This is a genomic window from Bradyrhizobium sp. CSA207 (genome assembly GCF_029051685.1).
Lineage (GTDB): Bacteria > Pseudomonadota > Alphaproteobacteria > Rhizobiales > Xanthobacteraceae > Bradyrhizobium.
Window position 1 is genome coordinate 138,255 of the sequence record NZ_JAACFT010000002.1, and the last position, 19,697, is coordinate 157,951.

Here is a 19,697-nt window from a genome sequence, read left to right on the forward strand (position 1 = left end):
ATTGGGTTGTGGGTGGGAATTCCCCGGACCGCTCAGTGTCCCGGATGAATGGCGTCGTTGAGGTAGATGCAGGTCAGGATCGCGAACACGTAAGCCTGGAGGAACGCGACCAGCAGTTCGAGGGCAGTCAGCGCGACCGTGAGCGCCAGCGGCAGCACGCCGCCGATCCAGCCGATGGCGCCGAGCGAGACGCCGAGCATGGCGACGAAGCCCGCGAAAACCTTCAGCGCGATGTGGCCGGCCAGCATGTTGGCGAACAGACGAACGCTGTGGGAGACCGGCCGCAGGAAGAACGACAGGATCTCGATGAACATGACCAGCGGCAGGATGTAGATGGGGACGCCGTGGGGAACGAAAATTTTGAAGAATTTCAGGCCGTTCTTGTAAAGGCCGTAGATCAGGACGGTGAAGAAGACCAAGAGCGCGAGCGCCGCGGTGACGATCAGATGGCTCGAGATCGTGAAGGTGTAGGGGATGATGCCGACCAGGTTCGAGACGCAGATGAACATGAACAGCGAGAAGATCAGCGGGAAGAACTTCATGCCTTCCGAGCCGGCAGTCGAACGGATGGTCGACGCCACGAACTCGTAGGAGATCTCGGCGACCGACTGGAGGCGCCCGGGAACCAGCTGGGTGCCGCTGGCGAGCATCAGGAGCGAGATCACCGCCACTGCCACCAGCATATAGAGCGACGAATTGGTGAAGGCGATCGTGTGATTGCCGATATGGCCGATCGTGAAGAGAGGCTCGATGTTGAACTGGTGGATCGGATCGATTTTCATCAGCGCGGCATCTCTTGGTCTGCCGGACTAGCCGGCTGGTCTCGGTCTACCGGCCGGGCCGGCCCGTACCGGCGAAGCCGGCACGATCAGTTCCTCTCCTCTGGTCGGATCAGCTACGACCCACCGCGCCTGTTTTGACCCGCACCTGCCGTTCTCACCACATTCACCACGCCGGCCACGAAGCCCAGCAGCAGGAACACGATAAATCCGAAAGGCGACGTCGACAGCAAGCGGTCGAAACCCCAGCCAATCCCCGCTCCGACAACGACCCCGGCGACCAACTCGGAGGATAACCGAAAACCAAGCGCCATCGCCGAGGCTCTGGCCGCTCTGTCTTCACCGTCACCTGCGGGTTGCTCGGTCTTGATCCGTCGGTCGCGTAATTCGGACAACCGTTGGTCAAGACTTCCGAGCCGTTCGGAAAGCGCAGCTTCCTCGGACGATCTATCGCCGTTTCCATTCTCGCCGTGTCCCGCGCTCTGTGCCATGCAACAAAGACCCGAAACGCCGCGCCCAAATGGAAATTACGTCCGCCACCCTCAAAAGCCGCGCGGACCATACTGAGCACACATAATCAAGTCAAGCCGGGTCACGAATGCGTCGTCTGCGATTATCCATTTGATTTAATTGATGATATTGTCGTGCGCGCCAGCGCCGCACACAGCGTGACGCCGCAGCGCAGCAGCTGCCCGCGCGATCTGCCGATGCGGCCGACATTTCGCCATGGCGCCGGGATCAAAGGGCTCGCTGCGGGCGTTGATTTCATTGACCGGTTTAGGCGGCGGATTCCGCCGCCGCGGTGTAGACTTGCGGGAAAGGCAGCAGCAGCGCCGTGGCGGAGAGCGCGATGAGACCGGCGAAATCATCCACAACATCATGGCTTGCAGCCTTGGCGCTCGCCGCCCTGGTTGCAATCAGCGGCGGCCTCGTAGCCGCGCAATCCACGCCCGACAGCGACAATGGCCGCTACGCCATGACGCCCATCCCGGAGGGCGTGCTGCGGCTCGACACCCGCACCGGCACGATATCGACCTGCACGAAGAACGGCACCGGCTGGGCCTGTTACGCAGTGCCTGACGAGCGCGCCGCATTCGATGCCGAGATTGGCCGGCTCCAGGCCGAGGTGGACAAGCTGAAGGACCAACTCGCTACTGCGCCGACCGTGTCGGGCAAGGTCGACGAGGCGCTGCCGAAGTCCGATCCGTTGAAGAAGGCGAAGCCGAAGGTTGCCGACGGTGACCGCAAGATCGAGATCCCGCTGCCGAGTGACCAGGACGTCGACCGCGTGATGTCGTTCCTGGAAAAGGCCTGGCGGCGGCTGATCGACATGGCGAGCCGCGTCCAGAAGGATGTGTCGGGGAAGATTTGAATTGTCTCTGTGGCGGCATCCCGGCGTAGGCCGGAACCCATACGCTGCGGCGTCTCTGTTTTTTCCGATGCGCGTCGCCACCTTTCGCCACGTCAGGCATTTGGGAGTATGTGCCCCGGCCTTTGCCGGGGAAAAGCACCGAGAGCTTTCATGACCTCAACCAAAGCGCAGACCCGCTCGACACCGTTGACGGTGCACGCCACGAGCGTCAGCACCGCGACGCTGACGGTGCAGACCTCAGGCTGCGGCTTTATCGACCTCACGCCCGAAGCTGCGAACTTCATCGCCGACGTTCATGCGCAGGACGGCGCGCTGACGCTGTTTATCCGGCACACCTCGGCGTCGCTGACAATCCAGGAGAATGCCGATCCTTCCGTGCTCGTCGATCTCACCACGGTGCTGGCGCGGCTCGCGCCGGACGATGAAGATGCAGGCTGGACTCACGACACCGAAGGGCCGGACGATATGCCGGCGCATATCAAGACCATGCTGACAGGGACCTCGTTGCAGGTACCGGTCCTGGGCGGCGCGCTTGCGCTGGGCACCTGGCAGGCGATCTATCTGATCGAGCATCGTAGCCGTCCGCATCGGCGCGAGGTCGTGCTGCAGTTTATCGGCGCATCGCGGTGACAAAACAAAACCGGCCGCAGATGCCTGCGGCCGATTTGTAGTCCGTGACGCCGGCGTCGTACGCCGGCATCCTGCGATCAGTTCGACTTGATGTCGACGTCCTTGGTCTCGGGGAGGAACAGGAAGCCGACCACTGCGGTGATCACCGCGAACGCGATCGGATACCAGAGGCCCGCATAGATGTCGCCGCTCGAGGCCACGATCGCGAATGCGGTCGCGGGCAACAGGCCGCCGAACCAGCCGTTGCCGATGTGATACGGCAGCGACATCGAGGTGTAGCGGATCTTGGTCGGGAACAGCTCGACCAGCATCGCCGCGATCGGCCCGTAGACCATGGTGACGAAGATCACCAGGATGAACAAGAGTCCGATGATCGCTGCGACCTGCGGGCGGAAGATATCGAACGGGTTCGACATCTTCACGATGCCGGCGTCACCCGTCTTGGGATAGCCGGCTGCCTGCACCGCAGCGAGCACCGCCGGGTTGCTGTCCTTGGCGTTGGCGTAGGCCACGTCCTTGCCGTTGACGACAACCTTGACGCCGGAGCCGGCCGCGCCGCTGGTCGTTGCGTACTTGACCGACGACTGCGACAGGAAGGCGCGTGCCGTGTCGCAAGGCGAGGTGAAGACGCGGGTACCGACCGGGTTGAACAGATCGCCGCAGCCCGCGGGATCGGCCACCACCTCGACCTTCGTTGCCTCGATCGCCTTCTCCAGCGCCGGATTGGCATTGCTGGTGATCATCTTGAAGATCGGGAAGAAGGTCAGCGCCGCAATCAGGCAGCCGCCGAGGATGATCGGCTTGCGGCCAATCTTGTCGGATAGCGCGCCGAACACGATGAAGAAGCCGGTGCCGAACAGGAGCGACCAGGCGATCAGCAGGTTCGCCGTGTAGCCGTCGACCTTCAGGATCGATTGCAGGAAGAACAGCGCGTAGAACTGGCCGGTGTACCAGACCACGCCCTGGCCCATCGTGCCGCCGAGCAGCGCGAGCAGCACGAGCTTGCCGTTCTGCCAGTTGGCGAAGGCCTCCGTCAGCGGCGCCTTCGAGCTCTTGCCCTCGTCCTTCATCTTCTGGAAGATCGGCGATTCATTGAGGCGGAGACGGATCCAGACCGAGACGCCGAGCAGCAGCACGGAGACCAGGAACGGGATGCGCCAGCCCCACGCAGCGAAGTCGGCTTCGCCGATCGCGGAACGGGTGAACAGGATCACCAGCAGCGACAGGAACAGGCCGAGCGTCGCGGTGGTCTGGATGAACGAGGTGTAGTAGCCGCGCTTTCCGTTCGGCGCATGCTCGGCGACATAGGTGGCCGCACCGCCATACTCGCCGCCGAGGGCGAGACCCTGGGCGAGACGCAACGCGATCAGGATCACGGGAGCTGCGAAGCCGATGGTCGCGGCGTTCGGCAGCAGGCCGACGATGAAGGTCGAGAGACCCATGATCAGGATGGTGACAAGGAAGGTGTATTTGCGGCCGACGATGTCGCCGATACGGCCGAACACGATGGCACCGAACGGGCGGACCAGGAAGCCCGCAGCAAACGCCAGCAGCGCGAAGATGTCGCGCGTCGCCGGCGGATAGGCCGAGAAGAACTGCGCGCCGATGATCGAAGCCAGCGATCCGTAGAGGTAGAAGTCGTACCACTCGAAGACGGTACCGAGCGAGGAGGCGAGAATGACGAAACGTTCGTCCTTCGTCATACCTCCTGTGCGCGCCTGAGACACAGCCATTGTCGACATGTTGCGATCGCTCCCCGAAACGTGTTTCCTCATGTCCCCGACGTCCGGATTCTCCCGGATCGACCAGGGCCTTGCCGCTAAAGTAACATCGCCGTGAAACCGACCCCAATACGACTTTCGGCCTTGCGCACCGACGCTCGCCTGACGCGCGGGTATCGGGTGCCGCGCAGCAGCGCGCGGCCTGTGAATTAACCCCTTTGCTACAAAGGGATAATGTGCACTTGCATGCCACGGCCGGTCGGGGAAGAATTGAGCCGACCCGGATTCGGCTGACTGGCCCGGCGCCAACGATAGCAAGAGATCGATGAACGCTCCCTCGACCCATCTCGTCATCGCCGATGATCACCCGCTGTTCCGCGATGCGCTTCGGCAGGCGGTGGCCGGAGTCCTGACCTCGGCCAAGATCGATGAGGCCGGATCGTTCGAGGATCTGACCAGGCTCCTGGAACAGACGTCCGACGTCGACCTGATCCTGCTCGACCTCTCGATGCCGGGGATTTCAGGCTTTTCCGGCCTGATCTATCTGCGCGCGCAATATCCCGCGATCCCGGTGGTCATCGTCTCGGCCTCCGACGACAGCGCCACGATCCGCCGCTCGCTCGATTTCGGCGCCTCCGGCTTCATTCCGAAGCGCTTCGGGGTCGAGACGCTGCGCGATGCGATCCTCAAGGTCATGGAGGGGGATGTTTGGGTTCCTGCCGACACCGACCTGTCGGCCGCCGCCGACCCCGACATGACCAGGCTGCGCGACCGCCTGGTGACGCTGACGCCGCAGCAGGTGCGGGTCCTGATGATGCTGTCGGAGGGCCTCCTCAACAAGCAGATCGCCTACGAGCTCGGTGTCTCCGAAGCCACCATCAAAGCCCATGTCTCGGCGATCCTGCAAAAGCTCGGTGTCGAAAGCCGCACCCAGGCTGTGATCGCCGCCGCGAAGATCGCCGGCGGGCAGTGGACGCAGGGTACGCCGACGGGGTGATTCCGCTACAGCGTCTTCATGAGTGTGCTGGCTGCCCTGATATCAGCCGTCTCGGAACCTTCAACGAAACCTTCGAGCGCCGATTGGAGCAATAGCCTTGCTTCCTTGCGGCGGTGCTGTTCAGCGAGAAGCTGGGCAAGATCGATCGCCGCTCGCAGTTCCCAGGCCCTGGCGCCTCTGCGGCGGCCTAGCTCCAGCGCCTGCATCAGGCAGACTTCTGCTTGCCCGGCATTTGGTTCGGGGAGGGACAGCAAGACCCTACTCTTCAGGCGCAACAGCTCAGGCATATACAAATGATCGCCGCTTTGCTCGACGAGACGGATCGCATCGTCGACCAAGCGAGCGCTCTGGTCGATCTGATCGAGGGCCAGAAGGCCATGAACCAGCGCGATGTTGAACGTCGTGGTGAGCAGTTCGTAGCCCGCATCGTGAAGTTCCTGGAGGCAGCGCCTGATCGTCTCGACGCCGATCGCGGCGTTGCCGCGCCGGATCGCGAGTTCGCCTTTGACGCCTCTTCCGGCCGCGAGATAGGGGCCCATCGAGCGCGACTCGGCGTGAGCGATGAATCGATCGATGTTTTCTTCCGCGCCGTCGATGTCTCCGCCCCACAGATCGATCGAGACCGCCCAGATCAAGGCGATGCAGAGCGTGATCGGATGATCCATCTGGGCGGCCTCGGCCACGGTCTGCTGCGCCAGTTGCCGTGCACGCGACGGCTGGCCCTGCAGCCAAAGCTCTCTTGCAAGCGAGATGCCGGCCCGATTGCGATGATCGAAACCATAGACTGTGCTGATCCGTTCCGCGCCCGGCCCTTCCCAGGCGAGCTCCAGCATCTTCAGCGCGTCGCAATGCTCGCCGGCCAGATGCAGCGAGACACCCAGCAGTGAATGGGCGAGAGCCATGGAGGCTGGATCGCCCAGCCCTTCGGCGACGACGAGGCTTTGCTGCGCATAGCCAAGCGCTGCGTCGAACTGTCCGATGCGCTCGTGGAAGATGTGCATCCGGCCGAGCAACTGGAGCTGATTCGGGGCGTCGCCGCGCGTCTCGGCGATCGCCAGGCTTCTGGTCAGGGCGTTGCGCGCGGCCTCGCTGCCGCCACGCGTGAACATCAAGGTCAGTCCGAGAGCGGCCTGGAGGTGCATTTCCGCGGCACTGCCGCGTGCGCCAGGATCAATCGCAAGCAACGCCCGCTCGGACCAGCGCCTGCACTCGATGAGCAGGGACATCGCCAGAAAAATTGGTGCCGCGGCGGCGGCGAGAGCGACTCCGATGCCGGCGTCGCCGCCGGTCCCAAAACTCCAGTCCAGCGCGGCGCGCACATTGTGAAGTGCGGAGAAATGGATCGCGCGCTCGTCGGCGCTTGGCACCGTCGCCCACGTCGTGCCGGCCTGTTCCAGCCATCGCCGGTAGTAGTTGGCGTGGCGGGCGGCGAGTGCAGCTTCGTCTCGCGCGATCTCGAGCAGATAGGCGCGCGTCGTGTCCAGCAGGCGGTAGCGCATCATCGCGCCGATCGGCCGCGGCGCCACCATCGACTTGGCGACGAGGCTGTCGATGGCTTCGAACAGCCGGGCGCGGTCGACGCGTTCGTCCGGTACGACCTCGAGCGCGGCGTCGATGGTGAAATGCCCGGCGAAGACCGCGAGTCTGCGCAGCACGAGGCGTTCGACCTCGGACAGGAGCCCGTAGCTCCAGTCCAGCGTAGCTTGCAGCGTCTTCTGCCGCGGCGGCGCGGTGCGCTGACCCTGCCAGAGCAGGTTGAGGCGTTCATCCAGCAGCGCCGCGGTCTGCTTCAGTCCGTAGGCTTCGACCCGGCCGGCGGCGAGCTCGATCGCCAGGGCCATGCCGTCGAGCTTGCGGCAGATGCCAGCGACGATGGCGGCATTGGTATCGTCGAGCGTGATCTGCGCGCCGCCGGCTGTCGCGCGTTCAAGAAACAGTTCCAGCGCGGAATAGGTCTGCGCGACGGCGGCTGTCAGTCCGGGGCCATCGGGCGGAACGGCAAGCGGCGTCAATCGACAGACCTGCTCGCCCTCGACGCGCAGGGCTTCCCGGCTGGTGGCCAGGATATGAACCTGCGGCGCGGCCCGAAATATCTCCGCAGCCAGAGGCGCGGCCGCCGCGATGACGTGCTCGCAATTGTCCAGGATCAGCAGCAGCTTCTTGTCACGCAGATGCGCAAGCAAGGCGGGCATTGGATCGTCGGTCTGCGCCGGCAGGCCGAGCATCAGCAGGATCGAGGTGATCACGAGATCGGGATCGCTGAGCGCGGCAAGATCGACGAAGTGCGCGGCGTCGGCGAACGTCTCGAGCAGGTCGTGAGCGATCGCCACGGCAATTGCGGTCTTGCCGACGCCGCCCGGGTCGACGATCGTGACGAAGCGCGACGCGATGAGCTTCTCCGACAGGGTGGCGATCGCATCGTCTCGCCCGACCATCCGCTGCAGCCGGTTCGGAAGTTTGACGGGCGGCAATTCCGGCCGCGGTGCAGCGCGGCGTTGTGCGGGAAGACCGCTCTGCGAGATCGACGCCACGAAGCAATAGCCGCGCCCGGACAGCGTTGTGATGTAGCGGGCGCCGTCCTTGCCGTCGCCCAGAGCTTTCCGAAGGGCCGCGATGTGAAAGCGTAAGTTCGCTTCCTCGACGATCATGCCGGGCCAGACCAGGTCCATCAGCTCCAACTTGCTGACCACCTCGTTCGGCCGCGACATCAATGCGATCAACGTATCGAAGCTCCTCGCGCCGAGCGGCAGCACGATGCCCTCGCGCGTCACGAGCCTCTCCTGCGGCGTCACGGTGAATGGCCCGAACGATAGCATTCCTGCCGTGGGCCCTGCCGGCTCAGTCATGGCAAAGTCTGTCCCATTTGAGAGAACCCGGATAGCCAGCGGACCGCGATCCAGCAAGGCCGGCCTTGCATCGTGATCAGAGCCTCGCAATCGCGGGTTCCGCATGGCCTCACAACTTCTCACAAGACCAAACGGGTGTGCCGCTAAGGCGGCTGCTAGGCATTGCGCGACGGCAAGGAGATCCTCATGAGCCAGACGGCAAAACTGCTCTACACGGCCCGCACCCAAACCGCTGGCGGGCGGCAGGACGGCATGTCGCGCAGCTCCGACGGTCGTCTCGACGTGAGGCTGTCGCCGCCGGGCGGCGCCGGCATCGGCACCAATCCCGAGCAATTGTTCGCGGCCGGCTGGTCCGCCTGCTTCGAAGGCGCCATGGAGATCGCGGCCCGCAAGCGCAAGATCGCATTCCCCAGGAAATGCGCGATCGACGCCGAGGTCGACCTCCTCCTCGACCAGGACGCTTACTTTCTGCGTGCGCGCCTCAATGTCAGCCTGCCCGGGCTCGACCGCGACATCGCGCGCGATCTCATCAACGAGGCGCACCGAACCTGCCCCTATTCCAAGGCCGTCCGCGGCAACATCGATGTCACCCTCGACCTGATCTGACGTGCCGATCACCGAATTCCACCGACATCGTCGGCCGGAATAGCACCCATCATCAACATGGCAGTATCAAGATGAAGCAGTTTATCGACCAGCACCGGCGCCAGTTTCTCGGAGTCGCAGCCGGAACCGTTGCGATTGGTCTCGGCGTGATCGACCTCGCGCGCGCCGAATCGGAAGCGGCGCGATCGTCCGCAACCAATGCGTCCTTCGGCGCGATCAAGCAGGTCGATGCCGGCGTCCTCAACGTCGGCTATGCGGAGGTCGGTCCCGCTACCGGCCCTGTGGCGATCCTGCTCCACGGCTGGCCCTACGACATTCACAGCTTCGTCGATGTCGCGCCGATCCTGGCGCAGGCCGGCTATCGCGTGATCATCCCGTACCTGCGCGGCTACGGTACGACGCACTTCCTCTCCAGCGAGACGCTGCGCAACGGCGAGCCGGCGGCGATGGCCGTCGATATCATCGCGCTGATGGATGCGCTCAATATCAAGAAAGCGGTCGTTGCCGGATTCGACTGGGGCGCACGAACCGCAGGTATCATCGCCGCACTGTGGCCCGAGCGCTGCCGTGCGCTGGTGTCGGTCAGCGGCTATCTGATCTCCGGCGAGGCGGCCGGAGCCACGCCGCTGCCGCCGCGGGCCGAACTGCAATGGTGGTACCAGTTCTATTTCGCGACCGAGCGCGGCCGCGCCGGGTACGAGAAGTACACGCACGATTTCGCAAAGCTGATCTGGAAGATCGCATCACCGCAGTGGAAGTTCGACGACGCCACCTTCGACCGCAGCGCCGCGGCCTTCGACAACAAGGATCATGTCGCGATCACGATCCATAATTACCGCTGGCGGCTGGGGCTAGCCCAGGGCGAAGCGAAATACGAGCAGCTCGAAAAGAAGATTGCGGCAACGCCCGACATCGACGTGCCGACGATCACGCTCGAAGGCGACGCCAACGGCGCGCCGCACCCAGACGTCAGCGCCTATGCCAAGAAGTTCTCGGGCCGGTTCGAGCATCGCCTGATCACCGGCGGCATCGGTCACAACCTGCCGCAGGAAGCGCCGAAGGCCTTTGCCAAGGCAGTTGTCGACGCCGACGGCGGCGCCTGAGAAATTTTCAATGCCCCGGTCCGGCGCAGCTGGACCGGGTATCGTCCCACGAGCTCAGCCTGATGAATGCCATGATGCCGACTAAACCCGAAAAGAAAAGATTTCCCCATGCCACGGTCATCGTGCTGGCCATGGTCCTTCTCGTCGTCCTCCTGACATGCGTGCCATATCTGGTGACGATTGCGCTTGCGCAGGGGCCGGCGCAACGCGACGCCAGGGATGCTTCGCCGATCTTCGGCGTCATTATTCCCGAAGGCTACAGGCAATGGGAGCTGATCGCGCCGGCCGAGGAGGTGGCTCCATTGAACGAGCTTCGCGCCGTCATCGGCAACAAGATCGCGATCAATGCCTATCAGGACGGCAAACTTCCATTCTCCGACGGTACCGTTCTGGTCAAGCGCGCCTGGAAGCGGCAGCAGTCACCCGACTTTGCGTCCGCGACGATTCCCGGCGCGGCCACCACGGTCCAGGTGATGGTGAAGGATTCGCAGAAATATGCCGCGACCGGCGGCTGGGGTTTTGGCCGCTTCATCAACGGCAAGCCGGTCGACGAGGCCCAGCACCGCACCTGCTTTGCCTGCCACGAAGCCCGGGCGAAGGGGCACGATTACGTTTTCACGCGGCTTGCGCCTTGATCGCTGGCGGCCTGTCGACCCTTCGCAACAAGACTGACTTCACTCCGCCGCCACCATCTGCTGCGTGCGCCACTGACCGAGCAGGGCGCGGAGAGACGCCGGCTTGACCGGCTTGTTGAGCACCGCGACCTTTTCATCCCGTGCAGCCACCTGCACGGCCGGGCTGCGGTCGGCGGTGATCAGGATCGCCGGGATAGTATCGCCGAAGCGGCGGCGGATGTCGCGGATGGCGGCGATGCCATTGCCGCGGTCGAGGTGATAATCGACGAGCAGGCCGGTGACGCGTCTCCCGGCGGCTTCGATGGCGGCGATCGCGCCCTCGGGATCGGCCACCGCGATCACCTCGGCGTCCCAGGCCTTCAGCAGCGTGCGCATGCCGTCGAGGATCGCTGCATCGTTCTCGATGCACACGATCAGCGCGCCCGAGATCGGTGTGCGTGCGAGCGGCGTCGCGCTGGTGACGGCGGCGGTGTGGGTGATCGCCTTCGCCGTCGGCACCGTCACCGAGAACACCGAGCCGCCGCCCGCATTGGAGTCGATGGCGATGCCGTGGTTGAGCACGCGCGCGAGGCGCTCGACGATCGACAGCCCGAGCCCCAGTCCGCGCGCGATCCGCGCGCCCTGCTCCAGGCGGTGGAATTCCTTGAAGATCTCGCCGCGCTTGACCGGCGGAATGCCGACGCCGGTGTCGTAGACGCAGATCTTGAGCGAGGCGCCACGGCGGCGGCAGCCGACCAGCACGCGCCCGCGCGGGGTGTATTTGATCGCGTTGGAGATCAAGTTCTGCAGCAGCCGCCGCAGCAACAGCCGGTCCGACTCGACCGGCAGCGAGCAGGGCACGAAGGCCAGCTCCAGGTTCTTGGCGCGCGCGATCGGTGCGAACTCGATCTCCAGCGAGCGCATCAAATCGGCCATCTTGAAGCTCGAGATCGAGGTGGTCATCGCGCCGGCATCCAGCCGCGAGATGTCGAGCAGCGCGCCGAGGATCTCCTCGATCGCCTGCAGCGACTCGTCGATGTTCTCGACCAGCCGCGTCTCCTCGCCGCTATGCTGGCGCTCGACCAGGCTGGTGACATAGAGCCGCGCCGCGTTCAGCGGCTGGAGGATGTCGTGGCTGGCTGCCGCCAGGAAGCGAGTCTTGGAGATGCTGGCGTCTTCGGCCGCGCTCTTGGCCAGCGCCAGCTCCGAATTCAGCCGGGTCAGCTCCTCGGTGCGGTCGCGCACCCGCTTTTCCAGCGTTGCATTGGCGCGCTCCAGCGCTTCGGCCGCCTCGAACGTGGGCGTGACGTCGGTGAAGGTGATCACGAAGCCGCCGCCAGGCATGCGGTTGGTCAAGATCTCGATCACCATGTGGCGGTCGGGCAGGCGCTCGAGATAAGGCTCGCTGTCGGTGGTGTAGGCGGCGAGCCGGCGCTCCAGCATCGCCTCGCGCTCGATCGGATCGGCCGGTTCGCTCACGCCCATGAATTCCAGGATTTCACGCAGGGGCGTGCCGAACTGGATGAAATGCGGCGGCACGTGGAGCAGATCGCCAAACTGCCGGTTTGAGCAGATCAGTTGCAGGTCGGCATCGAACACCGCGATGCCCTGGCGCACGTGGTTGAGCGCGGTCTGAAGGATCTCGCGGTTGAAATGCAGCGCGGCATGGGAATCGTCGAGCAGCTTCAGCGCCGCTTTTGCAGAAACCGTTCGCTTGCGCAGCAGCAGCGACATCACCAGCCGGGAGGAGGCCGCGCCGATCGAGGAGGCGATCAGGTGCTCGGCGTGCTGCAACAGCTCGAAATCGGCGGGCGCCGCGTGCTCCAGCCGCACATTGCGCCGGGCCGAAAACGCCTCGAACGAATGCCGGGCGCGGTCGGGACCGAGATATTGCGCGACGGTGGTCTGGATGTCCTGCACCGTGACGGTGGTGCGCCAGCGGCGGAAGTTCGGAGAGATCGGGGCGAGCGTGTCGGGCACGAACAGATCGGCCTGCACCAGCTCGATGGAGCTCGGCCGCCGCGCCAGCGACAACAGCACATAGGTGAGGATATTGAGCGAGAGCGACCAGATGACGCCATGCATCAGCGGCGGCAGGTCGGCGCCGAACAGCGCCTGCGGCCGCAGCGCCTCGATCCCGAACGGCCCGTGCTGGAGCAACAGGATTCCTGAAGTCGAGGTGTCCATGAAGCTCGGAATGAACAGTGTGTAGAGCCAAACCGCGAAGCCGACCAGCATGCCGCCGATGGCGCCACGCGCGGTGGCGCGCCGCCACAACAGCCCGCCGAAAAAGCTGGGTGCAAGCTGGGCGATGGCGGCAAAGGAAAGCAGGCCAATCGCCACGAGCTGAGTGTTGCCGAGCGCGCGGTAATAGAAATAGGCCATCACCATGATGGCGAAGATCGCGAGCCGGCGCGAGCGCAGCAGGAAGTCGCTGAAATCGGCGCCGCCGGTGCGCCCTTCCGGCCGTCGTTTTAGCACCAGCGGCACAACGAGGTCGTTCGAGACCATGATCGAGAGCGCGACGCATTCGACGATCACCATCGCGGTCGCGGCCGACAGGCCGCCGACGAAGACGGCGACGCTGAGCAGGTTCGCGCCGCCCTCGATCGGCAGCGCCAGCACATACATGTCGGGGTCGGCCACGCCGAACGGGAAGGTGACGAGACCGGCGAGCGCGATCGGGATCACGAACAAATTGATCGCGACCAGATAGAGCGGAAACAGCCAGCGCGCGCGGCCGACCTCGGCATCCGAGGAGTTTTCGACCACGCTGACATGGAACTGGCGCGGCAGCAGCATGATCGCGCAGAGCGACAGCAGCGTCATGGTGAGGAAGTTGCCGATCGACGGCGAATAGTTGATCGCTCGCACCGCCTCCGGCGTCTTCATGGCGCGCTCGACCAACTCGTGCGGCGAGAACATCCAGAAGGTGACGAAGATGCCGGCGGCGAGGAAGGCGAACAGCTTGATGATGGATTCGGTCGCGATCGCCAGCATCAGGCCGTGCTGGTGCTCGGTGGCGTCGGTCTGCCGCGTGCCGAACAGCACGGCAAAGGCCGCCATCGCCAGCGTCACCATCAGCGCCACGTCGCCGAGGATCGGGATGTGCGAGAACGCCTGGTCCTCGCTCAGAATGGTTTCGAGCGAGGAGGCGACCGCCTTGAGCTGCAGCGCGATGTAGGGCACCGAGCCGATGATCGCGATCAGCGCCACTGTTGCGGCCACCGCCTGGCTCTTGCCGTAGCGCGCGCCGATGAAGTCGGCGATCGAGGTGATGTTGTGAGCCTTCGCGAGCTGGATCACGCGGCGCAGCACGCCGGTGCCGAGCCCGATCATCAGGATCGGGCCGACATAGATCGCGAGGAAGTCGGTCGAGGTGCGGGTGGCAAAGCCCACGGATCCGAAGAAGGTCCAGGAGGTGCAGTAGATCGCCAGCGACAGTGGATAGATCAGCCCCGAAGCGCGGCCGCGCCCGGCCGGCGAGCGGCGGTCGCCGTGGCTCGCTACCAGGAACAGAAAGCCGATATAGCCGAAGGCGGCGGCGATCACGCCCCAGTCGTGGAGCATTGCGGAGAGCTCTCCCAGGGCGCGACAGCTCCGCGCCCGATCTCATTTTCCCTCCAAATCTAGCGCGTCGGGCAGGCGCAAGCGACAGCGAAATGCCCGGACGGCGCGGGAACTGGCATTGTCGTTAAGCCGCGGGGCTTGCCGATACTTGCCCTCCCCTGGAGGGGGAGGGTCGCTTCGCATGCAGCGAAGCGGGGTGATCTCTCAACACGGAGACCGCCTCAATGGAGAGACCGTCACCCCACCCCGCTCGCGCTACGCGCGCTCGACCCTCGCCCTCTAGGGCAGGGCAATCGCATAGGGCACTTGAGAGGTCATGAAAGTGCTCAGCCTGCTTGGTTCGAGACGCCCGCTTTGGCGGGCTCCTCACCATGAGGGTCTAAGATTTCGCCGCGAAACAAGACCTCATCCTGAGGAGCTCGCCAAAGCGGGCGTCTCGAAGGATGGGCCACAAGGAAACAGCACATCGACTTCTTTTTCAAATGCGATTGCCCTGCCCTCCAGGGGAGGGTGAAAAAGATCCTACTCCGCCGCCAGCGATTTCTCGCGCAATGGCAGACCGATGCGGTCCCACACTTGGAGCAAGGCTTCCGCGAGCTGATCGATCAGGCCGTCGTCATGATAGGGCGAGGGCGTGATGCGCAGGCGTTCGGTGCCTTTGGCGACGGTCGGATAGTTGATCGGCTGGATGTAGATGCCGTGCTCTTCGAGCAGCAGGTCGGAGGCCTGCTTGCACTTCTCGGCATTGCCGATGAACAGCGGCACGATATGGGTGTCGTTCGACATCACAGGCAGGCCAGCGGCATTGAGGATCGCCTTGACGCGGGCGGCGCGGTCCTGGTGGCGCTCGCGTTCCCAGCTCGAGGTCTTCAGATGCTTGATCGCCGCGGTCGCGGCCGAGCAGATCGCCGGCGGCAGGGCGGTGGTGAAGATGAAGCCCGGTGCGTAGGAGCGCACGGCGTCGATGATCTGGCCGTTGGCGGCGATGTAGCCGCCGAGGCAGCCGAAGGCCTTGGCGAGCGTGCCTTCGAGCACGTCGATGCGATGCATCACGCCGTCACGCTCGGCGATACCGCCGCCGCGGGGGCCGTACATGCCGACAGCGTGGACCTCGTCGACATAGGTCATCGCGCCATATTTCTCGGCGAGATCGCAGATTTTTGCCAGCGGCGCGACGTCGCCGTCCATGGAATAGAGGCTCTCGCAGGCGATCAGCTTCGGCCGGTTCGGACCGGCCGCTTTCAGCAGCGCCTCGAGATCGGCGAGATCATTGTGCCGGAACACCATCCGCTCGCAGCCGGACTGGCGGATGCCCTCGATCATCGAATTGTGGTTGAGCTCGTCCGATAGGATCAGGCAGTTCGGAATCAGTTTTGCGATGGTCGCGATGCCGGTCTGGTTCGAGACATAGCCCGAAGTGAACAGCAGCGAGGCTTCCTTGCCGTGAAGATCGGCGAGTTCGGCTTCGAGCTGCACCAGCGGATGATGCGTGCCGGCGATGTTGCGGGTGCCGCCTGCGCCGGTGCCGACGCGGGTCGCGGTCTCGACCATGGCGCCGACCACTTTCGGATGCTGGCCCATGCCGAGATAATCGTTGGAGCACCAGATCACGACGTCGCGCTTGCCCTTGGGTGAGTGCCAGAGCGCATGCGGGAACCGGCCGGCGATACGCTCGAGATCGGCGAACACGCGGTAGCGCCGCTCGGTGTGCAGACGATCAAGGGCGGAATTGAAGAACTGGCTGTAATCCATCGGCAAAACCTGCACGGAACCTGACCAAGGGCTCGTATCTTCTTAGAGCTTTTCCAGCTCTAATGTCTATGCGCTATCCCACATTTGGGCCTGTGGGGCATCTGGGCAAAATGCCCTATCGGGCGCACGGTGGCTTGATGTGGGTCAAAAGTGCCGACGGTATCGCCCATGTTGCTGTGCGATAGCGGCGTCCCGGTCGGTCTCGACGGTCAAATAGCGAAATGAAGGCAGCGCTCACGTCGTCCTGAAGCGCAGCACGCTGTCGGCGGTCTCAGCGGTCAACCGGCCCTCGACCAGCATGTAGTTGACATGGGCGATCAGTTCGCCGGAGGCGAAGCCCATCTGGTGCACGTCGAGGGGGTACTTGTTGAACACCACCGGCACCAGCTCCCGCGACGTCTGCGGCACCTCGCGGCAGGCCTCCGCAATCAGCCGGCAGCGGTCCTCGTGGTGATCGGCGAGCTGCTTGATGCGGGTCTTCAGCCCATAGAACGGCACGCCGTGGCCGGGCAGCACCAAGAGGTCATAGGGCAGCGTGGTGGTGAGGCTTGCCAGCGAGGCCAGATATTCGCCAAGCGAATTCTGGTCGGGCTCGACCGCCCAGACGCTGACATTGGGGGAGATCTTGCTCAGCACCTGGTCGGCGGAAAGGAACAGCTTGTCGTCGGCGCAATACAGCATCACCTGGTCGAGCGCGTGGCCGCCGCCGGTGATCACCTTGAAGCGCCGCGTGCCGATCACGACCTCGTCGCCATGCGAGATGCGGCGGTAGGACGGCGGCAGCACCGAGACGCGCTTGAGATAATCCTGGCCGCGCCCGAGCAGCTTGTCGGTCAGGTCTTCGTCCATGCCGTGACGGCGGAAGAACAGCCGTTGCGCCTCGCGCCGCTCCTCGGTGCCGCGGTTCTGGTGATAGACCGATTGCAGATATTCGACCTGCGACATCAGGAGCGGACAGCTGAAACGCTCGACGATCCACCCCGCGAGCCCGACATGGTCGGGGTGCGAATGGGTCACGATCAGCCGGGTGATGTGGACGCCCTTCAGCGGTCCGTCGAACAGCTTGGTCCAGGCCTCGATCGTTTCCTCGTTGCCGAAGCCGGCGTCGACCATCGCATAGCCGTCGCCGTCGGCTAGCAGGTAGATGTTCACGTGGTTGAGGCGGAACGGCAATTTCAGCCGCACCCACAGCACGCCCGGCTTCACCTCCACGACCTCTTCGGGGCCGGGATGCTGGTCCCAGGGGTAGCGCAGAGCCTCGGCGGAGGACTGCACAATGTCGGCTTTTGAGTTCATGCCACCGGCTTAAACCCACTGGCTGCGGCGCGCCAGCCGAAAAAGGACGCGTGGCCGGCCCGCATAGCGGTCATTCCAGCCAGTTTTCCGTAGCCCGGATGGAGCGAAGCATAATCCGGGACCTTAGCACTTGTGGCACTGTCCCCGGATTGCGCTTCGCTCCATCAGGGCTATAGGATGGCGCTTACGCCGCCCGCATGTTGTTGAGGAACGCGTCGATCTCTCCGCGCAGCATGTCGGCTTCGCGGCGGAGCGCATCCGATGCGCCCAGCACCTCGCTCGCCGCGGCGCCGGCCTCGGCCGATGCCGTGGAGACGCCGACGATGTTGCTGGAGACCTCGCTGGTGCCGCCGGCCGCATGCTGGATGTTGCGGGCGATCTCGCGGGTGGCCGCACCCTGTTCCTCGACTGCAGCCGCAATCGTCGTGGTCACGTCGTTGATCTCGCCGATGATCCGGCCGATGCCCTGGATGGCGCCGACCGCCGAGGTCGTGACTTGCTGCATGCTGGCGATCTGGGTGCGGATCTCCTCCGTCGCCTTCGCGGTCTGGCTCGCGAGGCTCTTCACCTCGGAGGCGACCACCGCGAAGCCGCGGCCGGCCTCGCCCGCGCGCGCCGCCTCGATGGTGGCGTTGAGTGCGAGCAGATTGGTCTGCGAGGCGATGGTCTGGATCAAATCGACCACGACGCTGATGCGGCTCGCGCTGTCGGCAAGACTCTGCACCGTGGCGTCGGTCGAGCCGGCCTCGTCGACCGCCTTCCTGGCGATCTCGGCCGAGGTGACGACCTGACGGCTGATCTCGGCGATCGAGGACGACAATTGCTCGGTGCCGGCCGATACGGTCTGCACGTTGACCGAGGTCTCCTCCGCGGCGGAGGCGACCGCGTTCACCAGCGCGTTGGACTGATCGGCGGTGTTCGACATGCTCTGCGCCGTCGACTGCATCGAATTGGCCGACTGCGCGAGATTGTCGAGCGCGGAACGTACGGTGCCCTCGAACTCGGCGATCTTCGCCTCCATGCGGGCCGAACGTTCGGCCTTGGCGGCACGATCCTTGTCCTGCTCGCGCGCGAGTGCGCGGGCCTCGATCATGCTGTCGCGAAACACGGTCAGCGTATCGGTCATCGCGCCGATCTCGTCATTGTGCCTCGTACGCGCGATCTCGGTGTCGAGATCGCCGGCCGAGAGCGACTGCATCGCGCGCTGGAGTCCGCCGATTCGGCGCAGGATGTTGCGGCCGACATAGAGCCAGACGAACAGTGCCGAGCCGACCAGCGTCAGCGCACCCAGCGCCAGCATGCTCGTGGTCGCGAGCGATATCTCCTGCCGCGCCTGGAAGGTCGAGGCGTTGGTATCTTTCTGCACGCCGTCGACGAGCTGCTGCACGCTGATGCCGAGGCCGACATTGAGCTTGCGGGTCTCGTCCAGGATGGTCTGGCCGTAGTCGATCGAGTCGAGCTCCTTCTGTCGGACCTTGAACACGCCGGTCTTGCCCTCGCCGAACGCGAACAGCTTTTGCACGGCATCGCGCACGGTCTGCATTGACGGCACGTTCGGCAGGTCCTCGAGGTTCGACTTGACGCGATCGCGGGTCGTCTTGAATTCCTTTTCGATCGCCTCCAGCGTATCGCTGTTGTTGGCCGAAAGCGCCGCCATCATGTCGGCGGCCATCAGATTGCCGTTGGCAGAGACGGTCGAGATCTGGGCGACGGTGCGCGCCGCTTCGGTGGCGTCGTCCGCGGAAAGGTCCGCCGCGCCGAGGATCGCGTTCAGCCGGGTCTGCGCATCCAGCATTGCCGGGCCAGCCGCGCCGACGAAGGCGAGCTGCGCCTTGCGCAGTGCTTCATACTGCTTGTCGTGCACCGCGCCGGTATCGAGCCGCTCGCGCGCCGCCGATACCAGGCTCTGCGTCGCCTCGTCGATGCTCTTGGCGGTGTCGCGGAGCGCGGTCGCGATCTGCTTGTCGGCGCCGAGCTCGATGATCTCGCCAAGCTTGGCCATGGCGAGCTGCTGGATCTCCTGCACCTTCTTGGTACGTTCCTTCAGCGCCTCGTCGGAGGGCGATGCCAGGAGGCCCGGGCCCTGCGCGGCGAGGGTTGCGCTTTGCGAGGCAAGCTGAAGGCTGGCGGAGAGCCGCGGAATGTCGCGGCCGCTCAGATCCATCATGGTCGCGCCCAGATGGTTGAACACGAAGCCGGCGCCCGCCGAGATCACGAGACCCATGCCCGCGATCACGGCGAAGGCCGCAAACAGACTGCCGCGCACGCCCCATTTCGGCAACGAGAAATGAGGCCGCAAACGGCCAAGGGCATGGCCAAGGATACGACCAAGGCTCAAACGGATCGCCATCGAAATTCCCCCAACATTCTTGCTTCTGTTTTGTGGCCGGCAGTATCCGCATCGCGGGTTA

Annotated in this window: 14 protein-coding genes; 6 read left to right on the top strand and 8 right to left on the bottom strand. The window is 64.5% G+C overall.

Translation table 11 applies throughout. The features are described from left to right. Nucleotides 1–32 precede the first annotated feature (32 nt). Both GWG65_RS02420 and GWG65_RS02425 read right to left on the bottom strand, forming a co-directional pair. On the bottom strand, nucleotides 33–782 hold the full coding sequence (locus GWG65_RS02420) for a F0F1 ATP synthase subunit A (protein ID WP_275193716.1): 750 nt from the start codon (nucleotides 780–782) through the stop codon (nucleotides 33–35). A 113-nt stretch (nucleotides 783–895) separates the two neighbouring features. Next, nucleotides 896–1,270 (bottom strand): AtpZ/AtpI family protein, encoded by a 375-nt coding sequence (locus GWG65_RS02425; protein ID WP_148742268.1) that lies wholly within the window; start codon nucleotides 1,268–1,270, stop codon nucleotides 896–898. A 359-nt stretch (nucleotides 1,271–1,629) separates the two neighbouring features. On the opposite strand from GWG65_RS02425, the gene GWG65_RS02430 reads away from it, so the two are divergent. Both GWG65_RS02430 and GWG65_RS02435 read left to right on the top strand, forming a co-directional pair. Beyond that, nucleotides 1,630–2,151, top strand: a complete 522-nt coding sequence (locus GWG65_RS02430) for a hypothetical protein (protein ID WP_275193717.1) — start codon at nucleotides 1,630–1,632, stop codon at nucleotides 2,149–2,151. A 150-nt stretch (nucleotides 2,152–2,301) separates the two neighbouring features. After that, nucleotides 2,302–2,781 (top strand): secondary thiamine-phosphate synthase enzyme YjbQ, encoded by a 480-nt coding sequence (locus GWG65_RS02435; protein ID WP_275193718.1) that lies wholly within the window; start codon nucleotides 2,302–2,304, stop codon nucleotides 2,779–2,781. A gap of 77 nt (nucleotides 2,782–2,858) precedes the next feature. Here GWG65_RS02435 and GWG65_RS02440 read toward each other — a convergent pair whose 3' ends face one another. After that, a complete protein-coding gene (locus tag GWG65_RS02440; protein ID WP_275193719.1) occupies nucleotides 2,859–4,484 on the bottom strand; it encodes an MFS transporter in 1,626 nt (541 codons plus the stop codon). A 343-nt stretch (nucleotides 4,485–4,827) separates the two neighbouring features. On the opposite strand from GWG65_RS02440, the gene GWG65_RS02445 reads away from it, so the two are divergent. Continuing rightward, nucleotides 4,828–5,499: a response regulator transcription factor gene (locus tag GWG65_RS02445; protein WP_275193720.1), complete on the top strand. Its 672-nt coding sequence runs from the start codon at nucleotides 4,828–4,830 to the stop codon at nucleotides 5,497–5,499. Nucleotides 5,500–5,504: 5 nt separating this feature from the next. Here GWG65_RS02445 and GWG65_RS02450 read toward each other — a convergent pair whose 3' ends face one another. After that, complete coding sequence (locus GWG65_RS02450; protein WP_275193721.1) at nucleotides 5,505–8,345, bottom strand: winged helix-turn-helix domain-containing protein; 2,841 nt, start codon at nucleotides 8,343–8,345, stop codon at nucleotides 5,505–5,507. 186 nt (nucleotides 8,346–8,531) lie between these two features. Here GWG65_RS02450 and GWG65_RS02455 point away from each other — a divergent pair, with 186 nt between their 5' ends. From GWG65_RS02455 to GWG65_RS02465, 3 genes are all read left to right on the top strand, one after another. Then, on the top strand, nucleotides 8,532–8,951 hold the full coding sequence (locus GWG65_RS02455) for an organic hydroperoxide resistance protein (RefSeq protein ID WP_275193722.1): 420 nt from the start codon (nucleotides 8,532–8,534) through the stop codon (nucleotides 8,949–8,951). A 71-nt stretch (nucleotides 8,952–9,022) separates the two neighbouring features. Further along, nucleotides 9,023–10,054, top strand: a complete 1,032-nt coding sequence (locus GWG65_RS02460) for an alpha/beta hydrolase (protein ID WP_275193723.1) — start codon at nucleotides 9,023–9,025, stop codon at nucleotides 10,052–10,054. Nucleotides 10,055–10,125: 71 nt separating this feature from the next. Then, on the top strand, nucleotides 10,126–10,689 hold the full coding sequence (locus tag GWG65_RS02465; protein WP_275193930.1) for a cytochrome P460 family protein: 564 nt from the start codon (nucleotides 10,126–10,128) through the stop codon (nucleotides 10,687–10,689). Between the two features lie 39 nt (nucleotides 10,690–10,728). Here GWG65_RS02465 and GWG65_RS02470 read toward each other — a convergent pair whose 3' ends face one another. The 4 genes from GWG65_RS02470 to GWG65_RS02485 form a co-directional block, all read right to left on the bottom strand. After that, entirely contained in the window at nucleotides 10,729–14,238 is a 3,510-nt protein-coding gene (locus GWG65_RS02470; protein WP_275193724.1) for a hybrid sensor histidine kinase/response regulator, read from the bottom strand. Nucleotides 14,239–14,760: 522 nt separating this feature from the next. Then, on the bottom strand, nucleotides 14,761–15,990 hold the full coding sequence (gene hemA / locus GWG65_RS02475; RefSeq protein WP_275193725.1) for a 5-aminolevulinate synthase: 1,230 nt from the start codon (nucleotides 15,988–15,990) through the stop codon (nucleotides 14,761–14,763). A gap of 234 nt (nucleotides 15,991–16,224) precedes the next feature. Then, nucleotides 16,225–17,286 (bottom strand): MBL fold metallo-hydrolase, encoded by a 1,062-nt coding sequence (locus GWG65_RS02480; protein ID WP_275193726.1) that lies wholly within the window; start codon nucleotides 17,284–17,286, stop codon nucleotides 16,225–16,227. 184 nt (nucleotides 17,287–17,470) lie between these two features. Continuing rightward, the gene (locus tag GWG65_RS02485; protein ID WP_275193727.1) at nucleotides 17,471–19,636 is read right to left on the bottom strand and encodes a methyl-accepting chemotaxis protein; all 2,166 of its coding nucleotides are present in this window, start codon (nucleotides 19,634–19,636) and stop codon (nucleotides 17,471–17,473) included. Nucleotides 19,637–19,697: the final 61 nt, after the last annotated feature.